This is a genomic window from Leucobacter ruminantium (genome assembly GCF_017565705.1).
GTDB classification, from domain to species: Bacteria; Actinomycetota; Actinomycetes; order Actinomycetales; family Microbacteriaceae; genus Leucobacter; species Leucobacter ruminantium.
Genome location: NZ_JAGDYL010000004.1, coordinates 151,086 through 174,222, shown reverse-complemented (window position 1 = coordinate 174,222; position 23,137 = coordinate 151,086). Strand labels below are relative to the sequence as shown.

At 70.4% G+C, this 23,137-nt stretch carries 21 protein-coding genes and 1 tRNA gene; 4 read left to right on the top strand and 18 right to left on the bottom strand.

Annotation, left to right across the window (positions count from 1 at the left end; translation table 11 throughout):
• Window positions 1-610 precede the first annotated feature (610 nt).
• The gene (gene tgt, locus J4H91_RS03365) at window positions 611-1,930 is read left to right on the top strand and encodes a tRNA guanosine(34) transglycosylase Tgt (RefSeq protein WP_208044852.1); all 1,320 of its coding nucleotides are present in this window, start codon (window positions 611-613) and stop codon (window positions 1,928-1,930) included.
• On the opposite strand, the gene J4H91_RS03360 is transcribed toward tgt, so the two are convergent.
• The 5 genes from J4H91_RS03360 to J4H91_RS03340 all read right to left on the bottom strand — a co-directional run bounded on the left by J4H91_RS03360 (window position 1,918) and on the right by J4H91_RS03340 (window position 7,637).
• Window positions 1,918-2,664: a queuosine precursor transporter gene (locus J4H91_RS03360; protein WP_208044841.1), complete on the bottom strand. Its 747-nt coding sequence runs from the start codon at window positions 2,662-2,664 to the stop codon at window positions 1,918-1,920. The two genes, tgt and J4H91_RS03360, sit on opposite strands and share 13 nt — an antisense overlap.
• Entirely contained in the window at window positions 2,657-3,646 is a 990-nt protein-coding gene (locus J4H91_RS03355) for an NAD(P)/FAD-dependent oxidoreductase (protein ID WP_208044840.1), read from the bottom strand. Before J4H91_RS03355 ends, J4H91_RS03360 begins: the two co-directional genes overlap by 8 nt.
• 51 nt (window positions 3,647-3,697) lie before the next feature.
• Window positions 3,698-5,230 carry a glutamate--tRNA ligase gene (gltX, locus tag J4H91_RS03350; protein ID WP_208044839.1) on the bottom strand — a complete coding sequence of 511 codons (1,533 nt, stop codon included), beginning with the start codon at window positions 5,228-5,230 and terminating at the stop codon, window positions 3,698-3,700.
• 86 nt (window positions 5,231-5,316) lie between these two features.
• Entirely contained in the window at window positions 5,317-6,690 is a 1,374-nt protein-coding gene (locus J4H91_RS15775; protein WP_341783406.1) for an MFS transporter, read from the bottom strand.
• Window positions 6,687-7,637 (bottom strand): LysR family transcriptional regulator, encoded by a 951-nt coding sequence (locus tag J4H91_RS03340; RefSeq protein ID WP_208044838.1) that lies wholly within the window; start codon window positions 7,635-7,637, stop codon window positions 6,687-6,689. Before J4H91_RS03340 ends, J4H91_RS15775 begins: the two co-directional genes overlap by 4 nt.
• A gap of 93 nt (window positions 7,638-7,730) precedes the next feature.
• Between J4H91_RS03340 and J4H91_RS03335 the strand changes: the two genes are divergently transcribed.
• Complete coding sequence (locus J4H91_RS03335; protein ID WP_243752576.1) at window positions 7,731-8,789, top strand: aminotransferase class V-fold PLP-dependent enzyme; 1,059 nt, start codon at window positions 7,731-7,733, stop codon at window positions 8,787-8,789.
• On the opposite strand, the gene J4H91_RS03330 is transcribed toward J4H91_RS03335, so the two are convergent.
• Together J4H91_RS03330 and J4H91_RS15770 are read right to left on the bottom strand one after the other, a co-directional pair.
• On the bottom strand, window positions 8,786-9,907 hold the full coding sequence (locus tag J4H91_RS03330; RefSeq protein WP_208044837.1) for a hypothetical protein: 1,122 nt from the start codon (window positions 9,905-9,907) through the stop codon (window positions 8,786-8,788). The two genes, J4H91_RS03335 and J4H91_RS03330, sit on opposite strands and share 4 nt — an antisense overlap.
• Window positions 9,904-10,029, bottom strand: a complete 126-nt coding sequence (locus J4H91_RS15770; RefSeq protein WP_279543125.1) for a hypothetical protein — start codon at window positions 10,027-10,029, stop codon at window positions 9,904-9,906. The genes J4H91_RS03330 and J4H91_RS15770 overlap by 4 nt, the downstream gene beginning before the upstream one ends.
• 22 nt (window positions 10,030-10,051) lie before the next feature.
• Between J4H91_RS15770 and J4H91_RS03325 the strand changes: the two genes are divergently transcribed.
• Entirely contained in the window at window positions 10,052-10,435 is a 384-nt protein-coding gene (locus J4H91_RS03325; protein ID WP_208044836.1) for a hypothetical protein, read from the top strand.
• Between the two features lie 70 nt (window positions 10,436-10,505).
• Here J4H91_RS03325 and rlmN read toward each other — a convergent pair whose 3' ends face one another.
• Complete coding sequence (gene rlmN, locus J4H91_RS03320; RefSeq protein ID WP_208044835.1) at window positions 10,506-11,813, bottom strand: dual-specificity RNA methyltransferase RlmN; 1,308 nt, start codon at window positions 11,811-11,813, stop codon at window positions 10,506-10,508.
• Between the two features lie 282 nt (window positions 11,814-12,095).
• Here rlmN and J4H91_RS03315 point away from each other — a divergent pair, with 282 nt between their 5' ends.
• Window positions 12,096-12,335, top strand: coding sequence for a variant leucine-rich repeat-containing protein (locus J4H91_RS03315; RefSeq protein WP_208044834.1), 240 nt, complete (start codon window positions 12,096-12,098; stop codon window positions 12,333-12,335).
• A gap of 7 nt (window positions 12,336-12,342) precedes the next feature.
• Here the strand turns inward: J4H91_RS03315 and J4H91_RS03310 are convergent, their stop codons facing one another.
• The 10 genes from J4H91_RS03310 to J4H91_RS03265 form a co-directional block, all read right to left on the bottom strand.
• Window positions 12,343-13,173, bottom strand: coding sequence for an aldo/keto reductase (locus J4H91_RS03310; RefSeq protein ID WP_208044833.1), 831 nt, complete (start codon window positions 13,171-13,173; stop codon window positions 12,343-12,345).
• A 58-nt stretch (window positions 13,174-13,231) separates the two neighbouring features.
• Window positions 13,232-13,735, bottom strand: coding sequence for a DUF779 domain-containing protein (locus J4H91_RS03305; protein ID WP_208044832.1), 504 nt, complete (start codon window positions 13,733-13,735; stop codon window positions 13,232-13,234).
• Window positions 13,736-13,759: 24 nt separating this feature from the next.
• A complete protein-coding gene (exaC, locus tag J4H91_RS03300) occupies window positions 13,760-15,283 on the bottom strand; it encodes an acetaldehyde dehydrogenase ExaC (RefSeq protein ID WP_208044831.1) in 1,524 nt (507 codons plus the stop codon).
• An 82-nt stretch (window positions 15,284-15,365) separates the two neighbouring features.
• A complete protein-coding gene (locus J4H91_RS03295) occupies window positions 15,366-16,700 on the bottom strand; it encodes a sigma-54-dependent transcriptional regulator family protein (protein WP_208044830.1) in 1,335 nt (444 codons plus the stop codon).
• A gap of 117 nt (window positions 16,701-16,817) precedes the next feature.
• Window positions 16,818-17,936 carry a carboxylate-amine ligase gene (locus J4H91_RS03290; protein ID WP_208044829.1) on the bottom strand — a complete coding sequence of 373 codons (1,119 nt, stop codon included), beginning with the start codon at window positions 17,934-17,936 and terminating at the stop codon, window positions 16,818-16,820.
• Window positions 17,937-18,023: 87 nt separating this feature from the next.
• Window positions 18,024-19,838, bottom strand: a complete 1,815-nt coding sequence (locus J4H91_RS03285; RefSeq protein WP_208044828.1) for an alkaline phosphatase family protein — start codon at window positions 19,836-19,838, stop codon at window positions 18,024-18,026.
• A gap of 5 nt (window positions 19,839-19,843) precedes the next feature.
• On the bottom strand, window positions 19,844-20,656 hold the full coding sequence (locus J4H91_RS03280) for a fumarylacetoacetate hydrolase family protein (RefSeq protein WP_208044827.1): 813 nt from the start codon (window positions 20,654-20,656) through the stop codon (window positions 19,844-19,846).
• A gap of 3 nt (window positions 20,657-20,659) precedes the next feature.
• Window positions 20,660-21,766, bottom strand: a complete 1,107-nt coding sequence (locus J4H91_RS03275; protein WP_208044826.1) for a branched-chain amino acid aminotransferase — start codon at window positions 21,764-21,766, stop codon at window positions 20,660-20,662.
• 55 nt (window positions 21,767-21,821) lie between these two features.
• Window positions 21,822-22,883: a 3-isopropylmalate dehydrogenase gene (locus J4H91_RS03270; protein ID WP_208044825.1), complete on the bottom strand. Its 1,062-nt coding sequence runs from the start codon at window positions 22,881-22,883 to the stop codon at window positions 21,822-21,824.
• Between the two features lie 140 nt (window positions 22,884-23,023).
• Window positions 23,024-23,096: transfer RNA gene (locus tag J4H91_RS03265), tRNA-Glu, on the bottom strand.
• Between the last annotated feature and the right edge of the window lie 41 nt (window positions 23,097-23,137).

The following is a 23,137-nucleotide window of genomic DNA, read 5'->3' as shown; positions in this document are numbered from 1 at the left end:
CAAACCATCCTGCGGAATAAGCAGAACAGCTGCGAGTTTGACCTGACAAAATACGAACATCAATTACTGACGTTCAACTTTTGTCCAAAAGGAATCACCATCAACCACACCCACACAAAGGGCGCGGTGACGGGGATAAATAATTGGCATTTGACAATCAAGTGCACACTATTGAGTTCTCAAAGACCAGACACCACCCGTACACACCCCACAAGGCTTCCGAACAGCAACCGTCAGTTTCGCCGAACGATCAGATTCGTTCTGCGATCGCCACCCACAGAGATCGAGCCTTTCGGCCTGACCGACTTGTCGGTGGTGCGAGAATCTAAGGTATCACATTCCGAGCTGAGCTTCAAGCTCTCACTCGATGACCCTCAGGTCCGATATCAGCCGTTCCGGCCGGGCCGCTCTCGCGCCCCGCTCCGTCGCGCTGACAAGGGATTACATTACGGGGATCCGAAGGCCCGGGCAACATGCGCTCTCCAGCCGGGCGTGTCGCCATTCGCCGCCTGCCGCTCCGACCCGATCTCGGCGCTTCAACCCGGCGCCCGCATCGCATCGCGGAGCGGGCCCGCGGCCCGCGAACTGCTTGAATGGTCTGGTGACCCAGATGACGCCGCTCTCTCCGCCGCCCTCCCCCGCCGACTTCGGGTTCGAGGTCGAGCATCGCCTCGAGCGGGGAGGCTCCGTCGGCTCGCACGATCGACCCCTCGGAAGGGCGGGCACGATCCGCACCCCGCACGGAGATATCCAGACCCCGGCCTTCATCCCCGTCGGCACGAAGGCCACGGTGAAGGCGATGCTCCCGGCGACGGTGCGAGAGCTCGGCGGGCAGGCCGTGCTCGCCAACGCCTACCACCTGTTCCTGCAGCCCGGCAGCGACGTCGTCGATGAAGCCGGCGGACTGGGGCGGTTCATGAACTGGGACGGACCGACCTTCACCGACTCGGGCGGATTCCAGGTGATGTCGCTCGGCGTGGGCTTCAAGAAGGTCATCTCGATGGACGAGAACGCGCATCGCAGCGACGAGGTCATCGCGAAGAACAAAGAACGACTCGCGCACGTCGATGAGGACGGCGTCACGTTCAAGTCGTTCATCAACGGCGACCGCCACCGCTTCACCCCCGAGGTCTCGATGCGCATCCAGCACCAGCTCGGCGCCGACATCATCTTCGCCTTCGACGAGTGCACGACGCTCATGAACACGCGCGCCTACCAGGAGGACTCCGTAGACCGCACCGCCCGCTGGGCCGTGCGGTGCCTCGATGAGCACGCGCGGCAGACCGCCGAGCGCGGGCACCGCCCCTATCAGGCCCTCTTCGGCGTCGTGCAGGGCGCGCAGTACGAGGACCTGCGCCGCAAAGCCGCTCGCGGTCTCGCGGAGATGACCGGGGACGAGGCACCCGAGCAGCGCTTCGACGGCTTCGGGCTGGGCGGTGCGCTCGAGAAGACCGAACTCGGAACCATCTGCGCGTGGATGACCGACGAACTCCCGGAGGACAAGCCCCGCCACCTGCTCGGCATCTCGGAGCCCGACGACCTCTTCGCCGGCATCGCCGCCGGAGCAGACACCTTCGACTGCGTAGCCCCCTCGCGTCAGGCCAGGGGCGGCACCATGTACTCGAGCAGGGGGCGCATCAACGCGAAGGCCGGTGCGCAGCGCCGCCGCTTCGAACCCCTCGACCCCGAGTGCGACTGCTACACCTGCGAGAACACCACCGCCGCGTACCTGCACCACCTGTTCAAGGCCAAGGAGATGCTCGCCTCGACGCTCGCCACCATCCACAACGAGCGGTTCATCGTGCGCCTCGTCGAGCGGATCAGGCAGTCGATCATCGACGGCGACTTCGCCGAGCTGCGCGACGAGGTGCTCGGCAGGCAGTACGGCCCCGAGTTCGCGCGAGAGGCCGCGGCCCGCTACGCCTCCTGAGCGGCGCGCTCCTCCGCGCGGCGCACCGCCTTGATGACGCGGGTCGTCACCGGCAGCAGCACGACCTCGGCGAGCACCTTCACCACGTAGCCGAGCACGACGTACATCACGAAGTCGAGCCCGGTGATGATGCCCGCGAACGCGATCGTGCAGAACAGGAGCGTGTCGATCAGCTGCCCCACGAGGGTCGAGCCGATGAGGCGCGTGCGCAGGAACCGGCCCGAGGTGCGGCGACGCATGCGGTCGAGCACCCAGGCGTTGAGCAGCTGGCCTGCGAGGAAGGCGGTGAGGCTCGCCGCGACGATTCGCGGTACGAAGCCGAGCACCGCGGCGAAGGCCTCCTGATTCTCCCAGCCGTCCGCGGGCGGCGACAGCTGCACCGCGAGGATGGTGAGCGAGGCCAGCAGCGCCAGACCGAAGGCGATGAAGATCGTGCGCCGCGTCGCCTTGAGCCCGTAGACCTCCGCGAGCACATCGCCCAGGATGTAGGCCAGCGGGAAGAGGAACACTCCCCCGTCGAACACGAGCGGCAGCGAGAACTCGCCGAGCGGGATCGCTCCGAAGGCGATCGGCTTCACGGCCACGACGTTCGAGATGAGCAGAATGCCCGCGAACACCGCCGAGATCGTCGCGTAGCGGGCGCCGGCCGTCGCGGCCCTGGCTCCCGGCGTCAGATACTTCGAGGAATCCTCGGGTCCTGCCGACGTCTCCACATGCTCCTCGATCCTATTCATCGACCATCCCCACTCCGAGCGCGCCCCTGATCATGTCCATATTGAGTTTCGCCGCCACGCGGGCGCCGTTGCCCGCCGCGATGATGAGCTGCTGCGGCCCCGGGGGCACTATGTCTCCCACGGCGTACACACCGCGCACGGATGTCTCGCCGCGCTCGTCGACCACGATGAGCCCCCACTCGTCGCGCTCGAGGTCCGCGGCGCCCATGAACTCGATCGGCGCGTGCCAGCGAGGTCGAACGAAGCCGCCGACACGAGGGATCACCTCGCCGTCGGCGAGGCGCACGCCCGTCATCTCGGCCCGCTCCCCGACGATGTCATCGATCGGCCTCCGCTCGACCCGGATTCCGATCGCGGAGAGCTGCGCCTCCTGCTCCGGACGCACAGTGTCGGCGCCGTTCGTGAACACCACGAGGTCGGAGCTGAAGCGGCTGATCAGCAGCGCACGGCCGAAGAGGTCGCTCGTCTCGCCGATGAGGGCGAGCGGCTTGTCGGTCTTCTCGAAGCCGTCGCACTCGACGCAGCTGTGCAGCGCCGTGCCGTAGTAGGCGCGGATCATGGGCAGCGGCGGCAGTTCCTCTGTGAGCCCCGCTGCGACGAGCACGCGCCTGGCGATGAACTCGACATCGGCGGAGCCGCGGATCCCTGTTCCGCGAACGCGGAATCCGAGCCCGTCCGGGAAGCCGACCGCCAGAGCCTCGTCGCGGCTCAGCGGCACGACCTCCCGCGTCACGGCCTGGGCGAAGGTTGCAGTCGGGTAGGCCTCGAACTCCTCGCGGCCGATGCGGCGCAGCTCGAGCGGAGGAGCCCCGTCGCGGGTCAGGAAGCCGTGCGATTGCAGCGTCGCCGAGTGCCGCGGGCGGTTGCTGTCGAGGATGGCGATGCGTCGATTCGCGCGGACGAGCTGCAGCCCGGCCGATAGACCGGCCGGGCCGCCGCCGATGACGGCGACACCGATCGGCGCCTCGCGGAGGTCGGTCATCACATCCCCTGTCTGCATCGGTTCGGGCCGGGCTGCGCGAGCTGGCGCGCCTCAGTCGCTCGAGAGCTTCGCCTCGAGGCGGCGCAGGCGCGCGAGGGTCTCGTCGCGCCCGAGCAGCTCGAACGATTCGAAGAGCGGGGGCGACACTCGCCGACCGGATGCGGCGACGCGCAGGGCCCCGAAGGCGACGCGCGGCTTGAGTCCGAGACCCTGCTCGGGGTCGGTGAGCGCGGTCTGCAGCGCGGCCTGGATCGGCTCCGTGCGCCAGGATCCCTCGGGGATCGCTTCGAGCGCCGCGATGCCCGCAGCGAGAACCTGGGGCGCGTCGCCCTTCAGCGACTTCAGCGCGTCCTCCTCGTAGACGAGCGCATCGGCCTGAGTGAAGAGGAAGCCGAGCATGCCGACGACCTCGGACAGCACCGTGACGCGGCTCTGCACGAGCGGCACGGCGGCGCGCACCGTGGCCAGCTGCTGTTCGTTCGGCTCCACGGGCAGCGCTCCGCCCGCGATCAGGTAGGGCAGGATGCGCTCGAAGAAGTCGTCCTCCGTGAGGAGGCGGATGTGGTCGGCGTTGATCGCGTCGGCCTTCTTCTGGTCGAAGCGGGCCGGGTTCGGGTTCACGTCCGCGATATCGAACGCGGCGACCATCTCCTCTCGCGTGAACACGTCGCGATCGGCCGACAGCGACCAGCCGAGCAGCGAGAGGTAGTTGAGCAGGCCCTCGGGGATGAAGCCGCGGTCGCGGTGGTGCAGCAGATTCGACTCTGGGTCGCGCTTCGAGAGCTTCTTGTTACCCTCGCCCATGACGTAGGGCAGGTGACCGAAGCGAGGGATCGCCCGCTCGATGCCCAGCTCGACGAGCGCGCGATGCAGCGCGATCTGCCGGGGCGTGGACGACAGCAGATCCTCGCCCCGCAGCACGTGGGTGATGCCCATGAGCGCGTCGTCGACCGGGTTGACGAGGGTGTAGAGGGGCGCGCCGTTGGGGCGCACGACGACGAAGTCGATCGTGGAGCCGGCGGGGAAGGTGATGTCACCGCGCACGAGATCGGTGAAGGAGAGGTCGGCGTCGGGCACGCGGAAGCGGAGGGCCGGCTGACGGCCCTCGGCGCGGAACGCCTCGCGCTGCTCGTCGGTGAGGTCGCGGTCGAAGTTGTCGTATCCGAGCTGCTTGGGGCGCCCCGCGGCCTCGTTGCGGGCGTCGATCTCCTCGGCCGTGGAATAGCTCTCGTAGAGGTAGCCGGCCTCGCGCAGCCGGGCGATGACATCCTGGTAGATCTCGCCGCGCTGCGACTGACGGTAGGGGCCGTGAGGCCCGCCCGCGTCGATGCCCTCGTCCCAGTCGAGACCGAGCCAGCGCAACGAGTCGATGATCTGCGCGTAGCTCTCCTCGCTGTCGCGTGCCGCGTCGGTGTCCTCGATGCGGAAGACGAAGGTACCGCCCGTATGCCGGGCATAGGCCCAGTTGAAGAGGGCGGTGCGCACCATGCCGACGTGCGGGGTGCCGGTGGGCGAGGGGCAGAAGCGCACGCGCACATCGCTACCGGTGGCCGTGGAGAACTGGGGATCGCTGCTCGTAGTCATCGTCTCCAGTTTAGAGGTCGTGCGGGCGGGTGCGCCCACCCGCACGACCTCCGCCTCGGGCACGCGGGGTGCACCGGGAGCCGGCCTCATCGGTCTCGCGGTCGCCTTCCTCCGCATGCGACCGAGGCGATGACGCCCGCCGCGAGCAGGCCTCCCGCGACGAGCGCAAGGAACGAGAAATCGCCGTAGGCGAAGGCGACCCCTGAGAGCACGCCGGCGAGGGCGCCTGCCGCGCTCATGATCGTGTCGGAGCGGCCCTGCCAGCGGGGACGCTCGGCCGACGGGGTGAGATCCGTGAGCAGGGCCGCACCCGCCACGGTCACCGCGCTCCAGCCGAGGCCGAGGAGCGTGAGCGCGACCTGCACCAGCAGGTGCGACGGGCCCGCGACGTAGGAGAGCACGACCGCGGCGAGCAGGAGCCCCCAGCCGAGGCCGACCACGCGCAGGCGCCCGAGCCGGCTCGCGAGCGCGCCGAACACGGGCGACAGCGCGTACATGCCCGCGATATGCAGGCTCAGCGTGATCCCGACGATGGCGGGCGTACCCTCGTGGTGCATGAGATGCAGCGGGGTCATCGCCATGAGCGCCACCATGATCGCCTGCGCGGCCGCGATCGCGATGATGACGCCCCAGCGGGCGCCCGCGCCGGCGGGCGGGGCGGCGGCCGGACCCGCGACCGTTCCGCCAGCGGCACCGGACGCCCGGGCGGGAGCAGCAGCGGCGGATCCCTCGCCTCCGTCGACCGCCTCTCCGGCACCGGGCAACGTCACGGGCCCCGTCTCGACGGGCAGGCGACGGGCCTCGAGCAGCGGGTCGGGCCGCAGGCCGATCCAGTTGACGAGCGCCGCGAGCAGCTGCGCGATGAGCGCGAAGACGAAGACGCCCGCGAGCGGCAGGATCCCCAGCGCGTCGCCGACGGCCTCCCCGGGCGTGATGAGGTTGGGGCCGACGACCGCTCCGACCGTGATCGACCACACGACGAACGAGAGATCGCGCGCGCGGTTGGCCGGCACTGCCAGGTCGGTCGCGGCGAAGCGGGCGAGCAGCGAGACCGCGCTGCTGACACCGACCATGGCGACCCCGAGCGCGAAGAGCGGCCAGGCGTCGACCGCCGCTGCGAGGATCGCGACGAGGGCGCCTGCCACTGCCACGAAGCTGCCGACGACGAGGGCGCGGCGTCGGCCGCGGCGCGCGGCGATCCGGGCGAGCGGGATACCGGCGGCAGCCGCACCCGCGTTGAAGAGCGCGGAGGCGAGACCGGAGATGGCCTCATTGCCGCTCATCTCGGCCAGCACGAGCGCCCCGACCGAGAGCGACGCCCCCGTGCCGAAGCCCGACAGCATCGTGGCGACCGAGAGCACGACGACCGTGCGCCGCTGAACCCGCCGCCGGGTGTCGGGGTCGAGCGGGGGCGCGTCTGGCGCCGCGAGTGCCGGTGCGGTTGCGGTGCGTCGGTTCACGCCACCGCCTCCAGCCCCCAGCAGGATCCGTCGACGCGACCGAGCAGGCGCTTCGCGAGCCGCACCTGCGGGCTCTCGTTCGCGGTGTCCATGGAGACGAGGCCGATCGTGCGGTAGCGGGGCGGATCGAGCGGCAGCGCGCTCGCGTCGTCCGGCAGCGTGCGGGCGGCGGCGAGCGCGAGCCCGGGCACGAGGGCGACCGCTCCGCCCGCCGCGGCCATCGCGAGCATCGCGGGCACGTTGTCGGTCTCCTGGATGATGTCGGGCTCGAACCCGGCCTGCCCCGCAGCGTCGAGCAGGTGCCCTCGGCACTTCTCGCACCCCGCGATCCAGTGCTCCGCCGCGTAGTCTCCGAGGCGGGCGATCTCGCTCTCACCCGCCCGGGTGTCGGATACGACGAGCCGCACCTCCTCGCGCCACATGGGCAGGAATGCGCTGCCCGCGGGCAGCTCGGCCGATCCCTCGTAGACGAAGATCAGCGCGCAGTCGACCTCGCCGTCGCGCAGCAGCCGCGCGGCCTCGGGCGGCTCGGCCTCGCGGTACTGGAGCGATACGTCGGGCGCCTCCTCCGCGAGCGCGCGCATCACGGCCGGCACGATCGTGGCGGATGCCGACGGGAAGCCGACGAGGCGCAGCGTGCCCGCCCGCTCGCCGCGCAGGTCGTCGATCGCGGCGAGCGCGGCGTCGATCTCGGCGACGACGGTGCGGCCGTGGTCGGCGAGGATGCGGCCGGCCGAGGTCAGCCTGATGCCGCGGCCGTTGCGTTCGATGAGCGGCACGGCGAGCCTGGTTTCGACGCGCTTGATGCGCTGGCTCACGGCCGGCTGGCTGAGGCCGAGGCTGACAGCGGCCGCGGTGAGGGATCCGGTGGTGGCGAGCGCGTGGAGGATGCGCAGCTCGGTCGAGTCGATCGAGCCGAGGGGATCGCCGGTGCGGGTGGTGCTCATGGTGAGGAGTCTACCCCGAACATAACCATTTATGAAGCAAATGATAAGAATGATTCTGTTTGATTATGCTCCAGGCGTGACTAATCTGGCCGCATGACCGCAGTGATGGATCGGACCACGAGCTTCAGCAGCCGCTTCGCCCCCGTGAGCGGCTACCTCTCGGCGTGCACGGGCGGCCTGCCGAGCCGCGAGACCGCGGCGGCGATGCGCGACTTCGTCGACGACTGGGCGGCGGGTCGCCTCGATGCCCGCGCCATCGGCGAATCGTACGAGCGCTGCCGCGGGCTCTACTCGGACCTCGCGGGCGTCGCCGCGAACCGCGTGGCGATCGGCTCGCAGGTGTCGCAGCTCGCCTCCGTCGTCGCCACATCGCTGCCCGACGGAGCCGAGGTGCTGTGCGCCGAAGGCGACTTCGCCTCGCTCGTGCACCCCTTCGTGCAGCTCTCCCACCGGGGCGTCGGCGTGCGCTACGCGCCCGTCGCCGAGCTCGCCGCAGCCGTGCGCCCGGAGACCGACCTGGTCGTGTTCTCGCTGGTGCAGTCGGCGACAGGCGAGATCGCCGACCACGAGTCGATCGCGGCCGCAGCGGCCGACGCGGGGGCCCGCACCCTCGTCGATCTCACGCAGTCGCTCGGCTGGCTGCCCGTCGGTGCCGCCGGCTTCGATTTCACCGTCTGCCACGCCTACAAGTGGCTCTGCGCCCCGCGCGGCACCGCCTTCCTCACGGTGCGCGAGGGCCTCGACGACGCACTCGTGCCGATCGCGGCCGGCTGGTGCTCCGCAGACGATGTCTGGGCATCCTGCTACGCGGGACATATGCCGCTCGCCGAGGGTGCCGGGCGCTTCGATCTCTCCCCCGCGTGGCCCGCTATCACCGGCACCGAGGCCGCGCTCGAGCTCCTCGCGTCGCTCGACCCGGCAGAGGTGTACGCCCACGACCTGCGCCTCGCGAACGCAGCGCGCGCCGCACTCGGCCTGCCCGAGGGCGACTCGGCGATCGTCGCGTGGGCCGATCCCGACGGGCGCGACCTCGCCGCGATGCAGGCCGCCGGCATCGTCGCCTCGGGCCGCGCGGGCAACGCCCGCATCTCGTTCCACCTCTGGAACGACGACGCCGACGTGGAACTGCTGGCCCGCGCGCTCGGGCGCTAGCCCTCCGGCGTCGGGGTCGCCGGGCCGTGGGATCCCCCGCCCGCCCGGAGCCCCGCGACCAGGGGGCTCGTCGCGCGGTCGGGCAGCGCGGTGAGCAGCAACCACACCGCGATCGGCTGCTCGAGCGCGACGTTGAGGGCGCCGAGCACCGCGTACAGCGCGCGGCCGTCCGCGTATCCCACCGCGTAGCCGACCCAGCACAGCAGGGTGACTCCACCCGCGAGCAGCCAGAAGCGGCGCCCGGACGGCAGCTGCGATCGGGCGACCTCGGCTCTCCCCCGCAACTGGAAGAAGCCCGCCCAGAGGGCGTAATGGAACAGCTGCAGGAACACGAAGGCGGCGAACAGCCTGGCCGAGAGCTCGTGGCTCATTCCGTGGTGGGAGACTCCCGCGACGAGCGATGAGGGATCGGCGAAGCCCGCGACGAGCCCCGCCGAAGCCGTACCGGATGACGGATCGACAAGACCCACCAGCACCGCGGCGGGGAATCCGAGCATCAGCGCGGCGCACGCGCCGGTGAACGCCCACCGCATCGCCGGAGCGTACCGGCGGGCCCAGTCCCAGAGGAAGACGAGCGGAACGAGGTTGTGCGCGTGCGTCAGCGCGAACCAGTACCAGGAGGTCTGGGCGAGCGCTCCGGCGCCGAGGAGCAGCAGCGGCAGGAGGGCGAGGGATCGCCATGCGCCGCGCAGCCCCCAAAGTATCGCGACGGACAGCACCGCGACGCCACCCGCGGTCTCGAGCAACTGCCCGACGCGCGGATCGATCGCCGCGAAGGCGCGCACGAGCGCCATCGCCGCGACCGCCGCGATCAGCAGGCGCGCGGCAGGCCCGCGTACCGCGCCCGATACACGACCCGTGAGGTATCGGACCGCGAGAAGCACGTGCAGTGGGCCGAGCAGTGCGACCCCGAAGGCGGCCACCGGGTAGGGCGCGGCGACGGCGAGCACCGCCGCCACTGCCGCTGCAACTGCGAGGCCGGCGAGCGGCCCGAGCACCCGCGGCCCGGCGGCGCCTCCGGGCTCGGCGGCAGATCCCTGAGCGGCGGCGCCTGGGGCCGCCGCGCCGGGTGCGCCGCCGCCGTGCGCCGCTCCGCCGGACGCGGGGTCCGCGTTCACCGGCGCTTTCGGTACCAGATCACCGCCGCGACGACGAGAATCACCACGACTCCGATCACGAGGATCGGGCCGATTACGGATCCGCTCAACACTGGTTCGGGGGCGATGTCGAATCGGCGCATGGCTCCAGAATAGTCCGCTAGTGTGACCGGCATGCTCCAGTGGCCCGTCGCCTATCTGCTGACGTGCCTGGTGGAGATCCCGATCGTGGTGGCGCTCGGTCGCGGCCTGGGCTGGCACCCCCGCCGCGCGTGGGAGGCGGCGGTCGCCGCGTGGCTTCTGCAGTGCACCCACCCGCTCCTGTGGCTCGCCGGATCGCTCGACCTGCCGCGGCTCGTGCTCGCGGAGCTCGCCGTCATCGCGGTCGAGAGTATCGCGCTGTGGTGGTGGGCGGTGAGGCGCGCCGGAGCACCGCGAAGCCGCGCCACCCCGGTGAACGCCCTGATCATCGCGTTCATCGCGAACGCGAGCTCGGTGCTCGTGGGGGTGGCGCTCTCAGCGATCCTGCGCTGGGCCGATCTGGCCTGATCCGGCTTGGCCCGCTACCCGCCCGGCCCAGCCCTCCTCGGCCTGCTCGGCCAGGCTTTGCCCGGGTCGGTCAGCCCGCGGCCGCAGCGAAGGCCTCGGCCTCGGCCTTGTCCTGCTCCGTCGCGACGAGCTGCCCGCAGGCGCCGTCGATCTCCTTGCCGCGGGTGTCGCGCAGCGTCGTGGGGATGCCGGCCGCGTTGAGCCGGTCCACGAATTCACGGGTCACCTCGCGGGTCGAGGCGGTCCAGATCGAGCCGGGCGTCGGGTTCAGCGGGATCGGGTTGACATGCACCCAGCCGCGACCGCGCGCGTTCAGCTTGTCTGCGAGCAGGTCGGCGCGCCATGCGTGGTCGTTCATGTCCTTGATGAGCGCGTATTCGATCGAGACGCGGCGGCCGGTCTTCTCGTAGTAGTGGTAGGCCGCGTCGAGCACCTCCTCGACCTTCCACCGACTGTTCACCGGGATCAGGTCGTCGCGCAGCTCGTCGTCGGGTGCGTGCAGCGACAGCGCGAAGGTGATCGGGATGTCCTCGTCGGCGAGCTTGCGGATCGCGGGGGCGAGCCCGACGGTGGAGACCGTGATCCCTCGCGCCGACATGCCGAGCCCCTCCGGGCCCGGGGCGATCATGCGGTGCACCGCGTTCATGACGCGCTTGTAGTTGGCGAGCGGCTCGCCCATTCCCATGAAGACGATGTTGTTCACACGCTCGGGTTCGGCGCCGTTGCCCGCGCGGCGCCTGCGACCGAGGCCGCCCTCCGCGATCACGCGGTTCGCCTGCACGATCTGGTCGAGGATCTCGGCGGTCGACATGTTGCGGGTGAGACCCGCCTGGCCCGTCGCGCAGAACGGGCAGTTCATGCCGCAACCGCACTGGCTCGACACGCACAGCGTGATGCGGCCCGGGTAGCGCATCAGCACCGACTCGACGAGGGCCCCGTCGAAGAGACGCCACAGGAACTTGATCGTGTCGCCGTCGTCGGTGACGAGTCGCTTCACCTCGGTGAGCAGCGGCGGGAAGAAGGCCTCCGCGAGCTCGTCGCGGCGATCCTTCGGCAGATCGGTCATCTCGGCCGGGTCGGTGGTGCGGTGCTCGAAGTAGTGCTTCGAGAGCTGCTTCGCGCGGAACTTCGGCAGCCCCATCTCCACGACCTTCGCCTCGCGCTCGGCGAGCGTCATATCTGCGAGGTGCGTGGCGGGCTGCTTCACGCGGGGCGACGCGAACTGCAGGGTGGGGCGTCCGTCGGGGTTGGTGATCTGCTTCCAACCCTCGGCCATGGGGCGTACCTGCGGGCGCGCGCCCGCCTTCGCGGGGCGCGTCTTGATCAGCTTGCCCTGCTCAGCGGGCTGCGCGTCGTGGTTGAGCTTGTTGGGATCCATCGCGTCTATTGTCGCATCCGCGACTGGGCGAGGGATCCGGAGGCGGTTCAGACGCTGGCTGGAGGTGCCAGCCGGGCCGGATGCGCTGAACGGATTCGAGGGGCTCGAGGGGTCACGTTCGGGGGTCATGACCGCGTGATTACCCCCGAACGCGTCCCCTCACGACTTCTCCGCGGGCGCGGCGGTACGACAATCGGCCGGGCCGAGGAGAGATCTGCTTCAGGGGACGTCCGGCCTCATACTCAACTCCACCCATAATTGGATTGAGTGTATTTTTTGGGAATGCAGTCCTCCGACCGAAACGCCGCTGCGGCGGCGCTGGCTGATCCCTCGCCAGCCCCGGAACGCCTCGCAGAGATCGCGGCGCAGTGCCCGGAGCTCCGGCCGCAGGTCTCCGATCACCCGAACATCTACCCTGGTCTCCTCGAGCGGATGGGGGAAGCGGTCGGCGAGAAGCCACAGCCGGAAGTCCCACAGCAGCATGTGCTGACCGCCGCCACGATTCAGCTCAGCGCGGCCTGAACACCGCTCAGAACTCCTCGTAGACCGCGGGGTCCTGATCCTTCTGGCGCCCGTCGGGCTTGCCCAGCGCCGTGATCGCGTCGACCTCATTGGTGCTCAGCACGATCTCGGCGGCCGCAAGATTCTCGGTCTGACGTCCGGCGTCGCCCGATTTCGGCAGCGGCACCGCGCCGCGCGCGACGTGCCAGGCGAGGATCGCCTGCACGGGGGCGATGCCGTGGCGCCCGGCGATCTCGACCACCACCGGGTGGCGCACCTGCTCCCCCGCGCGGCCGACGGGACTCCAGGCCTCGGTGATGATGCCGAGCTCGCGGTGCAGCGCGAGCGCCTCGGTCTGCGGAAAGAACGGGTGCAGCTCGATCTGGTTGAGCACGGGCCGCACCCCCGTCTCGGCCTCGATGCGCTCGAGATGCTCCGGCAGGAAGTTGGAGACGCCGATCTCGCGCACGAGCCCGCGCTCGCGAGCCTCGATGAGCGCGCGCCACGCCTCGACGTACTTGCCGGTGACAGGGTTGGGCCAGTGCACCAGGTAGAGGTCGATCGCGTCGAGCCCGGCGCGGAAGACGCTCTCCTCGATCGTGCGCAGCGCGGCCTCGTATTCGTGGTGGCGACCGGGCAGCTTGCTCGTGACGGTGATCTCGGAGCGGTCGACGCCCGACTCGCGCACCGCGCGGCCCACGGCGCCCTCGTTCTCGTAGTTGAACGCCGAGTCGATGAGCCGGTAGCCGCCGCGGATCGCCGATGCGATGGCTGCCGCGCCCTCGGCGCCGTTCAGCTTGTAGGTGCCGAAGCCGATCGCCGGCAGGGTGAATCCGTTGTGCGCGCGCTGCTCGTCCATGCTCTCCACCCTATGGGGGTGAGGGATCCTGACGCACCCCGCGTCAGGATCCCTCACCTCAGAGCAGTCGCGAGCGGATCAGGAAGCGCTTGCCCTCGGGCGCCTCGAGGGAGAAGCCCGAGCCGCGACCGGGCACCGCGTCGACGGTGAGGTGCGTGTGCGCCCACACGCCGAACTGCTCGCGCGACATCCAGAACTCGATCTCACGGGGCGATCCCTCGCCGCCCCCGCCGTCGTCCGCGCCCGTGCCGCTGCCGGCAGCACCGCTCGTGAGCGGCGGCAGCACGAGGGTGCCGAGGAGCACGTCCTGACCGCCGGTCTTGAACTCGCCTCGCTGGTAGCACATGGGCGCGCTGCCGTCGCAGCAGCCGCCCGACTGGTGGAACATGAGGGGACCGTGCATCTCCCAGAGCTCGTCGATCAACTCGAGTGCGGCCGGGGTGAAGGCGAGCCGGCTCTCGGTCTCGCCCTCGACCTCGGGACGCGCGTCGACGACCCCCGGGATCGGCTCGGTCGGCGGACTCTGCGCGATGTCGCAGGCGTCCGACGTCTTCTCGTCCATGGTCCCGCCTCTCCGCCGAGCGGCCTAGAAGAACCCGTCGGCTTCCTCCTTGTAGCTGACCAGCAGGTTCTTCGTCTGCTGGTAGTGGTCGAGCATCATGAGGTGGTTCTCGCGCCCGATGCCGCTCGACTTGTAGCCGCCGAACGCGGCGTGCGCGGGGTAGGCGTGGTAGTTGTTGACCCACACGCGGCCGGCCTGGATCGCGCGACCGGCACGGTAGGCGGTGTTGCCGTTGCGGCTCCAGACGCCCGCGCCGAGGCCGTAGAGCGTGTCGTTGGCGATGCGGATCGCATCGTCGAAGTCGGTGAACGTCGTCGCCGAGACCACGGGTCCGAAGATCTCCTCCTGGAAGATGCGCATCGAGTTGTCGCCCCGGAAGATGGTGGGCTGGATGTAGTAGCCCTCGGAGAACTCGCCGCCGAGATCCTCCACACCTCCGCCGGTGAGCACCTGCGCGCCCTCCTGCCTGCCGATGTCGAGGTACGACTTGATCTTCTCGAACTGGTCGTTCGAGGCCTGCGCCCCGACCATCGTGTCGGTGTCGAGCGGGTTGCCGCGCTTGATGCGCTCGGTGCGCTCGACGACGGCGTCGAGGAAGTCGCCCGCGATCGACTCCTGGATCAGCGCGCGCGACGGGCACGTGCAGACCTCGCCCTGGTTGAGGGCGAACATCGCGAAGCCCTCCTGCGCCTTGTCCCAGTAGGCGTCGTCCTGCGCCATGACGTCGTCGAAGAACAGGTTGGGGCTCTTGCCGCCGAGCTCGAGCGTGACGGGGATGATGTTCTCGGAGGCGTACTGCATGATGAGGCGCCCCGTCGTCGTCTCGCCGGTGAAGGCGATCTTGCGGATGCGCTTGTTCGAGGCGAGCGGCTTGCCCGCCTCGGCTCCGAAGCCGTTGACGATGTTCACGACTCCGGGCGGCAGCAGGTCGCCGATGAGTTCGAAGAGCACGAGGATCGAGGCGGGGGTCTGCTCGGCCGGCTTGATGACGACGCAGTTTCCGGCGGCGAGCGCCGGTGCGAGCTTCCACGTCGCCATGAGGATCGGGAAGTTCCACGGGATGATCTGGCCGACCACGCCGAGCGGCTCGTGGTAGTGGTAGGCCACCAGGTCCTCGGAGATCTGGGAGATGCCGCCCTCCTGCGCGCGGATCGCGCCCGCGAAGTAGCGGAAGTGGTCGATCGCGAGGGGCAGGTCGGCGTTCAGGGTCTCGCGCACGGCCTTGCCGTTGTCCCAGGTCTCGGCGACGGCGAGCATCTCGAGGTGCTGCTCCATGCGGTCGGCGATCCTGTTCAGGATCACCGCGCGCTCGGCGGGGCTGGACGCGTTCCAGGCGGGGGCTGCAGCGTGGGCCGCGTCGAGCGCGGCCTCGATGTCCTCCGCGGTGCCGCGGGCGATCTCGCAGAAGGCCTTGCCGGTCACCGGCGAGGGGTTCTCGAAGTACCGGCCCTTCACCGGCGGCACCCACTCGCCTCCGATGTAGTGCTCGTAGCGGCTCTTGAAGGTCACCAGCGAATCGGGCTGGCCCGGGGCTGCGTACACGGCCATGGTGGGTCTCCTCTGACGTCGTTGTCGGATTCCGGGGGCCGCGCGCCCCCGGTGCTCCGAGGCTAGGCCGGGGAGGGTTGCATCAACGTTGCAGCGCCTCGAGCCGCGCGACGACGCGGGCGCGCTTGGGACTGTGCGGGGGCAGCACCTGCAGCAGGGTCTCCCACACCTCGGCGTCGTCGCCGGCCCAGTGCTGCGCGTACTCGAACAGGTGGTCCGGCGCCGCCGATTGCAGCATGGCCTCGCGCAGGGTGGCGTCGACGTCGGCCCGGAGCCGCTCGACGGCCGGCGCGGCCGAGCCGGGCAGCACGGGCCCCTCGTAGGCGGCCAGGGCGAGCCGGTGGGCACCGCGGCCGAGCGCCTCGAGCGCCTCCACTGCGTCGATGCGCAGCGGGGCGTCGAGCCGATAGGGGCGGGAGAGCAGGTCGATGCCGGCGCCGTGCCGGGCGAGCCCCTTCCGCAGCCGCACGACCTCGGCCCGCAGCGTCTGCTGCGATGCCGCGTCGCCGTAGACCTCCTCGGCGAGCGCGGCCGCACCGAGCCCGGGCCGCCGGGCGACGGCGAGCAGGATCTCGGCGTGCCGCCCCGTGAGAGCGAGGGATCCCTGGCCGGTCTCGAGCAGCGCCGGGTCGCGGCCGAGCACCATCAAGCGGGGCGCGACGGCCGCGGACCTCGCGGTCGGGACGCTTCCCGGGCGGCCGGACTCCATGAGGGATCGCAGCGACTCCACCTTGAGCTCTGCCTCGACGGCGGCGAGCGTCGCCTCGACGAGGGGCAGGATGTGGGGCGACGCGGCGCTGTCGCCGCCCGTGACGTCGATGACGCCGATGATCGCACCGGTGGTCGGGTCGTGCACGGGTGCGGCGGTGCAGCTCCACTGGTGCACCGCGCGGTTGTAGTGCTCGGCGCCGAGCACCTGGATGGCGTGGTCGAGCGCCAGAGCGCTGCCGGGTGCGCTCGTGCCGACGGCGGCCTCGGACCAGTCCATACCGGCCCGGAAGCCCATGTCCTCTGCGGCCGACCGCAGGCGCGCGTCGCCGTCGAGCCACAGCAGGCGCCCCGCGGCGTCGCCGACCGCGACGATGAGGCCCGAGTCGCTCGCCTCCTCGAAGAGCAGCCGCTGCACGACCGGCATCACCCTCGCGATGGGGTGGATGCGGCGCAGCTCTGCGAGTTCGTCGGCGTCGAGCGCGGGCCGTTCGGGCGCCCGGCCGGGGTCGACCGTGCGCTGCTGCGACCGGAGCCACGACGCGAACACCACGGGACGCAGCTCCGCCTGCCGTGCGAAGCGCTCGAGCAGTTCGGGGTCGGCAGCGATCCCCGCGTCGGCGATGAAGCGCTCGTGGGCTCGCTCGAGCTGCCTCCGCCGCTCGCGCACCGATTCGCCGCTGCGCAGCGCCCGCCATTCGCTCGGCACCGGGCCCTCCTTCGCGCTCCTGCCTCCGAGCGTAACAGCCACGCGCGGGAGGGGCGAGGGGCCCGAGCACCCGCGTCAGGATCCCTCACCCCAGAGCAGCCGCGAGCAGATGCCGGATCAGGCAGCCGCGAGGGATCCCTGTCGATAGAGTTCGAGCACGGCGGCGATGCCGCCCTCGCGCCACGCCCGGGACTGCATCGCCGCCGGGCCCCCGTCGGCGCGGCGAGCGGCGACGAACCGCTCGACGTGCGCGAGGTCGCCCGTCGCCTCAAGCGACGGGGCGATCCGTTCGACGAGTTCGTCGACGAGTTCGAAGGCGGCGCGCGACTCGCCGTTCTCGGGGTCGGCGAGCTCGGAGCCCAGACCGTTGCGCGCCGCGACCCAGTGCGCGCCGCGCAGCAGGTCGGGCTGGATCGCGGGCGACTGCTCCCCCGCCTCGCCCTCCGCGAGGGCGTGATGCACGAGCGCGCGCAGGATCAGTGCGAAGGCCACCGCATCGTCGGAGGCGAGCTGTGCGTCGGCCGTGCGCAGCTCGATCGTGGGGAACTTCTCCGAGAGCCTGATCGACCAGTTGACGAGCGCCTTGTCGAACAGCGCGCCCGTGCGCACGAGGCCCTCCACGATCCGCTCGTACTCGGCGGCGTCCTCGAAGCGGGGAGGGTAGCCCGAGCTCGACCACTGCTGCAGCTGCAGGTATCGCCAGCTCGCATAGCCGGAGTCGGCGCCGAGCCAGATCGGCGAGTTCGCCGTGAGCGCCACGAGCACCGGCGACCAGCGGGCGATCCGCGGGAACACGTCGACGCCCGCGTCTCGCGACGGCACCTCGATGTGCACGTGGGTGCCGGTCGAGTAGTACCGCTTCACCATCTCGCGCATCTCCGTCTGGATCCGACCGTAGCGCGGGTTGTCGGTGACGCGGCCCGGCTCGGTCGCCCCGATGGGCGGCAGCCCCGTTCCCGCGAGCACCAGCCCGTGACGCGCTGCCGCGGCGGAGGCGGCCGAACGGAACTCGCGCAGCGAGTCGAAGGCCTCGGCGGCAGTGCCGCACACGGGGGTGGCCGTCTCGAGCTGGCTGTGGAAGAACTCGTGCTCCGCGCGCAACCCGGGCAGCTCGGCGATCAGCTCGTCGGCGCCGTCACGCGGGAGCCCCGTCTCGGAGTCGAGCAGCAGGTACTCCTCTTCGACGCCGAACCGCGGCGCATCGCCGCGGAGCGTGACAGAACTCCGTGCGGTCATGTCGGCACCTGCCCTTCGTCGGAGCTTTCAGTGTGGCACGCTCGCAACCCGCGCTTGCGCTATGTTACGCCGCACGAACGGGCACGGTCACGCCGACGCGCCCGCCCCGAACAGTCCGTTCCCGTACTTCTGCAGCGTGCGATAGGCGTCGGCGAACGTGGCAGGCGGGTGCGCGCGCTCCTCCGCGGTGCCATAGCGGGAGATGAGCAGGCCCAGAAGCCCTTTCGCGGGCGGGCTCAGCGGGCGATCGGGGTCGGCCTCGGCCGGATGCGGCCCGCCCTCGGGATTCGGCGGCACGAAGGCGGGCGATGGTTGCGGCCAGTCGGCGACGTGGCGCGGCACCCTGCGGTTGAACGCGCCCGCGATCGAGGGCGCGCCCCGGTCTCGATCCGTGAGCGGCTCGAGGCCGAAGCGCTCGCAGAGGGTCGCTGCGAGCGAGCCGTGGTGCATGGTCTCGGTGAAGACGCTGCCGCGCTCGACGTGCGCCGAGATCAGCACGGTCGGCACCCGGCAGCCGAGGCGGTCGAACTCGAACCCCATCTCACCCTTCCCGCGCTGGGGCGGCTCCGCAGCAGGGGGCGCGACGTGGTCGTAGGTGCCGCCGTGCTCGTCGAAAGTGAGCAGCATGGCCGTGTTGAGGTAGTTCGAGCCCCGTGCGGACATCGAGGTGCGGATCGCCGTGTAGACCCGATGCACCAGCGCGTCGCCCGCTCGCACATCGGAGAGGGCACCGTTGTAGACCCGTTCGCCGTCGACGGGGCTCTCGCGGCCGACGCCGACCGGCGGATGGAAATCGTTGTGGTTGAACACCATGCGCGGTTCGATGAAGGCGTAGGCCGGCAGCTCGCCGTTCTTGGCGTCGGTCTCGAACTGCTCCATCGTGGCGAAGCGCTCGGTCTTCCAATAGCGCTCGAGCACGGGCGCGTGGATCATGCCGGTGAACGACACGAGCTGCAGTTCGTCGAAATAGACCCGCCAGCTCAGCCCGGCCTCTTCCAGACGGTTGAACACGGTCGGCGTCGCCGCCGCGTTCAGCCATTTGTCGTAGCCGCCGTTCAGCGCATTCGTGACATAGCCGTGCGAGGTCGAGGCGTGGAAGAAGCTGCGGTTGCAGAAGGTCTGGCTCGGCACGGCGCAGAACCAGTGATCGTAGACGCCGAACTCTCGCGCGAGCGCGGAGGTCACCGGCAGCATCTCCGGGCTGAACGATCCCATGATCTGGTCGCGCTCGGCCGCGCTCGGCCTACGGCCGGTGCGTCCGACGAAGTCGGCCTCGTAGTCGAGTACGAAGCCGGTCATAGTGGCCCGCCGCCCCGGCGCGGGCGCGTTGAACGGCTCCCGCATCTCGGAGACCTCGCGGCCTCTGTTGTGCTCATCGAGGGATCCGAAGAGCTGAGTGTTGACGTGGGGGTACTCCTCGCCCGGGTCCGGGTCCGGCCGACGCATGATGCGGTCGGTCGGACCCGCGTAGACATGAGCGGGCACGACGGTGCCGTCCTCTGCTCTGTTGGCGTAGTCGCCGAAGGCGAGGCCCTCGAACGAGCCGCCGGGAGGCGAATCGTCAGGCGTGTAGAGGCGGCCCAGCAGGTTGTCGAAGGAGCGGTTCTCCCCCATCAGAACCACGAGGTGATCGAACCCGGGGGTCTTCCGCGGTTTGGGGACCGAGAACTCCTCGGGGATGTAGGGCTGGCCGGGATGCTCGCGGGACTCGATCCCCCGCCACGCCGCGCCGCCGCCGAGACCGGCCGCGGCTCCCGCAGCGAGCAGACCGCCGCCGCGCAGCAGGTCGCGTCGGCTCGGTCGCCGGGGATCGGAAGCGGATCCGTCGCCGAACGAGGACCCCCGGGATCCCTCGCCCGATCCATCGCCGGTTCCGGGCCGCGCGGCCCCACTCCCCGGCATCGCGCTCACACCACCCGGTTGACGAGCGTGCCGACGCCCTCGATGCTCACCTCGACCTCGTCGCCGGCCTCGAGCCTGCCGACCCCCGCGGGCGTGCCCGTGAGGATCACGTCGCCGGGCAGCAGCGTGAACGCCTGCGAGGCGTGCGCGACGATGCGGGCGAGCGAGAAGATGAGCTGCGAGGTGCGGCCGTCCTGGCGCAGCTCGCCGTTGACGCGCGTCGTGATGCGGGCGTCCGAGAGATCCGGGTCGGTCTCGATCACGGGGCCGAGCGGGCAGAAGGTGTCGAACCCCTTCGCCCGCGCCCACTGTCCGTCCGCGATCTGCAGGTCGCGCGCCGTGACATCGTTCGCGCAGGTGAAGCCGAAGACGTACTTCAGCGCATCCTCCTCGGGCACGTTCTTCGCGATCGCGCCGATGATCATCGCGAGCTCGCCCTCGTGCTCCACCCGCTCGGAGATCTCGGGGCGCACGATCCGGTCGCCCGGGCCGATCACCGAGGTGTTCGGCTTCAGGAAGAGCAGCGGCTCCGCGGGAACCTCCCCACCCGTCTCGCCCCTCATCTCCTCCACGTGATCGGCGTAGTTCTTGCCCACGCAGACGATCTTGGAGCGAGGGATCACCGGTGCGAGCAGACGCACATCACCGAGCGGGAAGCGGCGCCCCGTCGTATCGTAGCCCGACACCATCGGGTCACCCGTCAGCTCGACGATCTCGACACCGTCGTCCCGGCCGCCTTCGACGCCGGGAGCGGACTCGGCCTCATCGAGCACTCCGTACGAGATCTCGCCCTCGACGAGGAAACGCGCGACCTTCATGCCTCAGACCTCCGCGGGAGCCGGAGCGATCGCGTCGAGCCAGCCGTGCCGATCCTCGCGGATGCCGGTCTGGATGCCGGTCAACTCCTCGCGCAACGACATCGTCAGCTCGCCCGGAGCCGTGTCGCCGAAATCGACGAGGAGACCGTTGTCGCCGACCAGCCGCTGGATCGGGGTGATCACCGCGGCCGTACCGCAGGCGAACGCCTCGACGATCGAGCCGTCGGCGACGCCCTCGGCCCACTCGCGCACGGTGATGTCGCGCTCCTCGACGCGCAGGCCGCGATCCTCGGCCAGCTGGATCAGGCTGCGACGGGTAATGCCGTCGAGGATGTTCCCGTTCAGCCGCGGCGTGAGCAGCGTGCCGTCGGAGCGCACGAGGAACAGGTTCATGCCGCCGAGCTCGTCGATCGTGTCCTCGGTCGCCGAATCGGTGAACAGCACCTGGGCGCAGCCGTTCTCGGCGGCGATGCGTGTGGGCAGCAGCGAGGAGGCGTAGTTGCCGCCGCACTTCGCGGCGCCCGTGCCGCCGCGACCGGCGCGGGCGAGATCGGAGGACAGCCAGATCGAGACGGGCTTCACGCCGCCCGTGAAGTAGGCTCCCGCGGGACTCGCGATCACCAGGAAGCGCGCACGCTCCGCAGCGCGCACGCCGAGGAAGCTCTCATCGGCGATCATGAACGGGCGCAGGTACAGGCTCTGGTCGGCGCCGCCCGGGACCCAGTCGGCATCGATCCGCACGAGCTGACGGATCGCCTCGGTGAAGAGGCTCTCCGGGATGTGCGGCAATGCCAGACGCTCCGCCGACTCGTTCAGGCGGCGCGCGTTGGCCTCCGGGCGGAAGGTGACGATCGAACCGTCGGGCCTGCGGTACGCCTTCAGCCCCTCGAAGATCTCCTGCCCGTAGTGCAGCACCGACGACGCAGGATCCATGGGGATCGGGCCGTAGGGCACGACCTCGGCGTCGTGCCACCCGGCCTCGCGGGTCCAGACGATCGACACCATGTGGTCGGTGAAGTGGTTGCCGAAGCCGGGATCGGCGAGGATCGCTGCGCGCTCGGCGTCGGGCAGCCGGTCGGCTTCGGTGATGGTGAAGGCAAGGTCGGTCATTGGGGTACTCTCTCGCGGTCGAAGAAGATGGAGCGGCTGCCCGGCGCTGCGGGTCTCAGCCGCGCTGCGGCAGCTGGGCGATCACGGCGTCGCCGATCTCGGCCGTGGGGCGCGTCGCGGCTCCGCGGGTGGCGAGGTCTGCTCGGACGGCGGCGCGCACGCGATCGCCATCCGCGGTCAGACCGAGGTGGTCGAGCATGAGGGCTGCGGAGAGGATCGCCGCGGTCGGGTCCGCCTTCTGCTGCCCAGCGATGTCGGGCGCAGAGCCGTGAACGGGCTCGAACATGCTCGGGAACGTGCCGTCGGGATTGATGTTGCCGCTGGCTGCGAGCCCGATGCCGCCGCCGATGGCGCCGGCCAGGTCCGTAAGGATGTCTCCGAACAGGTTATCAGTCACGATGACATCGAAGCGCGAGGGATCCTGCACCATGAAGATCGTCGCGGCGTCGACATGCATGTAGTCGACCGCGATCTCCGGGTACTCGGCGGCGACCGTCTGCACGATGCGCTGCCAGGTGGCGCCCGCGTGCACGAGCACGTTGGTCTTGTGCACCCAGGTGAGCTTCTTGCGCGGCCGGCTCTGCGCGGTCTCGAACGCGTAGCGCACGACGCGCTCGATGCCGAACGCGGTGTTGACCGACACCTCGGTGGCGACCTCGGCCGGGGTGCCGGGGCGCAGGCGCCCGCCGTTGCCCGCGTAGGGGCCCTCGGTGCCCTCGCGCACCACGACGAAGTCGACGTCTCCCGGCTGCTTCAGCGTCGACTCCACGCCCGGGAACAGGGTGCAGGGGCGCACGTTCGCGTAGTGCTCGAAGTCGAAGCGGAGCTTCAGCAGCAGGCCCCGCTCGATGTTCGCGTTCTTCAACCGAGGGTCGCCCGGCACGCCTCCGACGGCGCCGAAGAGGATGGCGTCGTGTTCGGCGATCGCGGCCTGCTCGGCCTCGGGCAGCGTGTCGCCCGTCTCGAGGAAGCGATCGGCACCCAGCTTGAACTCCGTGCGATCGAGGGCGACTTCGCCGCCGGCGAGCGCCGCGTCGAGTACGCGGTTCGCCTGCTCGATGACCTCGGGTCCGATGCCGTCACCGGGGATGACGGCGAGCTTGATGGTGCGGGTCACAGGGCGCTCCTCTTCGTGCCAGTCTGTCTGCCCGGAGGCTCCGGGCCATACCCTTCCAGCTTACTCCGGCGGCTCCGGCGCGGCGCCCCTCCCCGAAAACGACGAAAGCCCCACCCGAAGGTGAGGCTTTCGCTATCCGGTGACCCCAGCGGGATTCGAACCCGCGTTGCCGCCGTGAGAGGGCGGAGTACTAGGCCGCTATACGATGGGGCCGGAGCTGCTTCGCGCTTTCGATCTCTCTGCTGCGCTGGCAA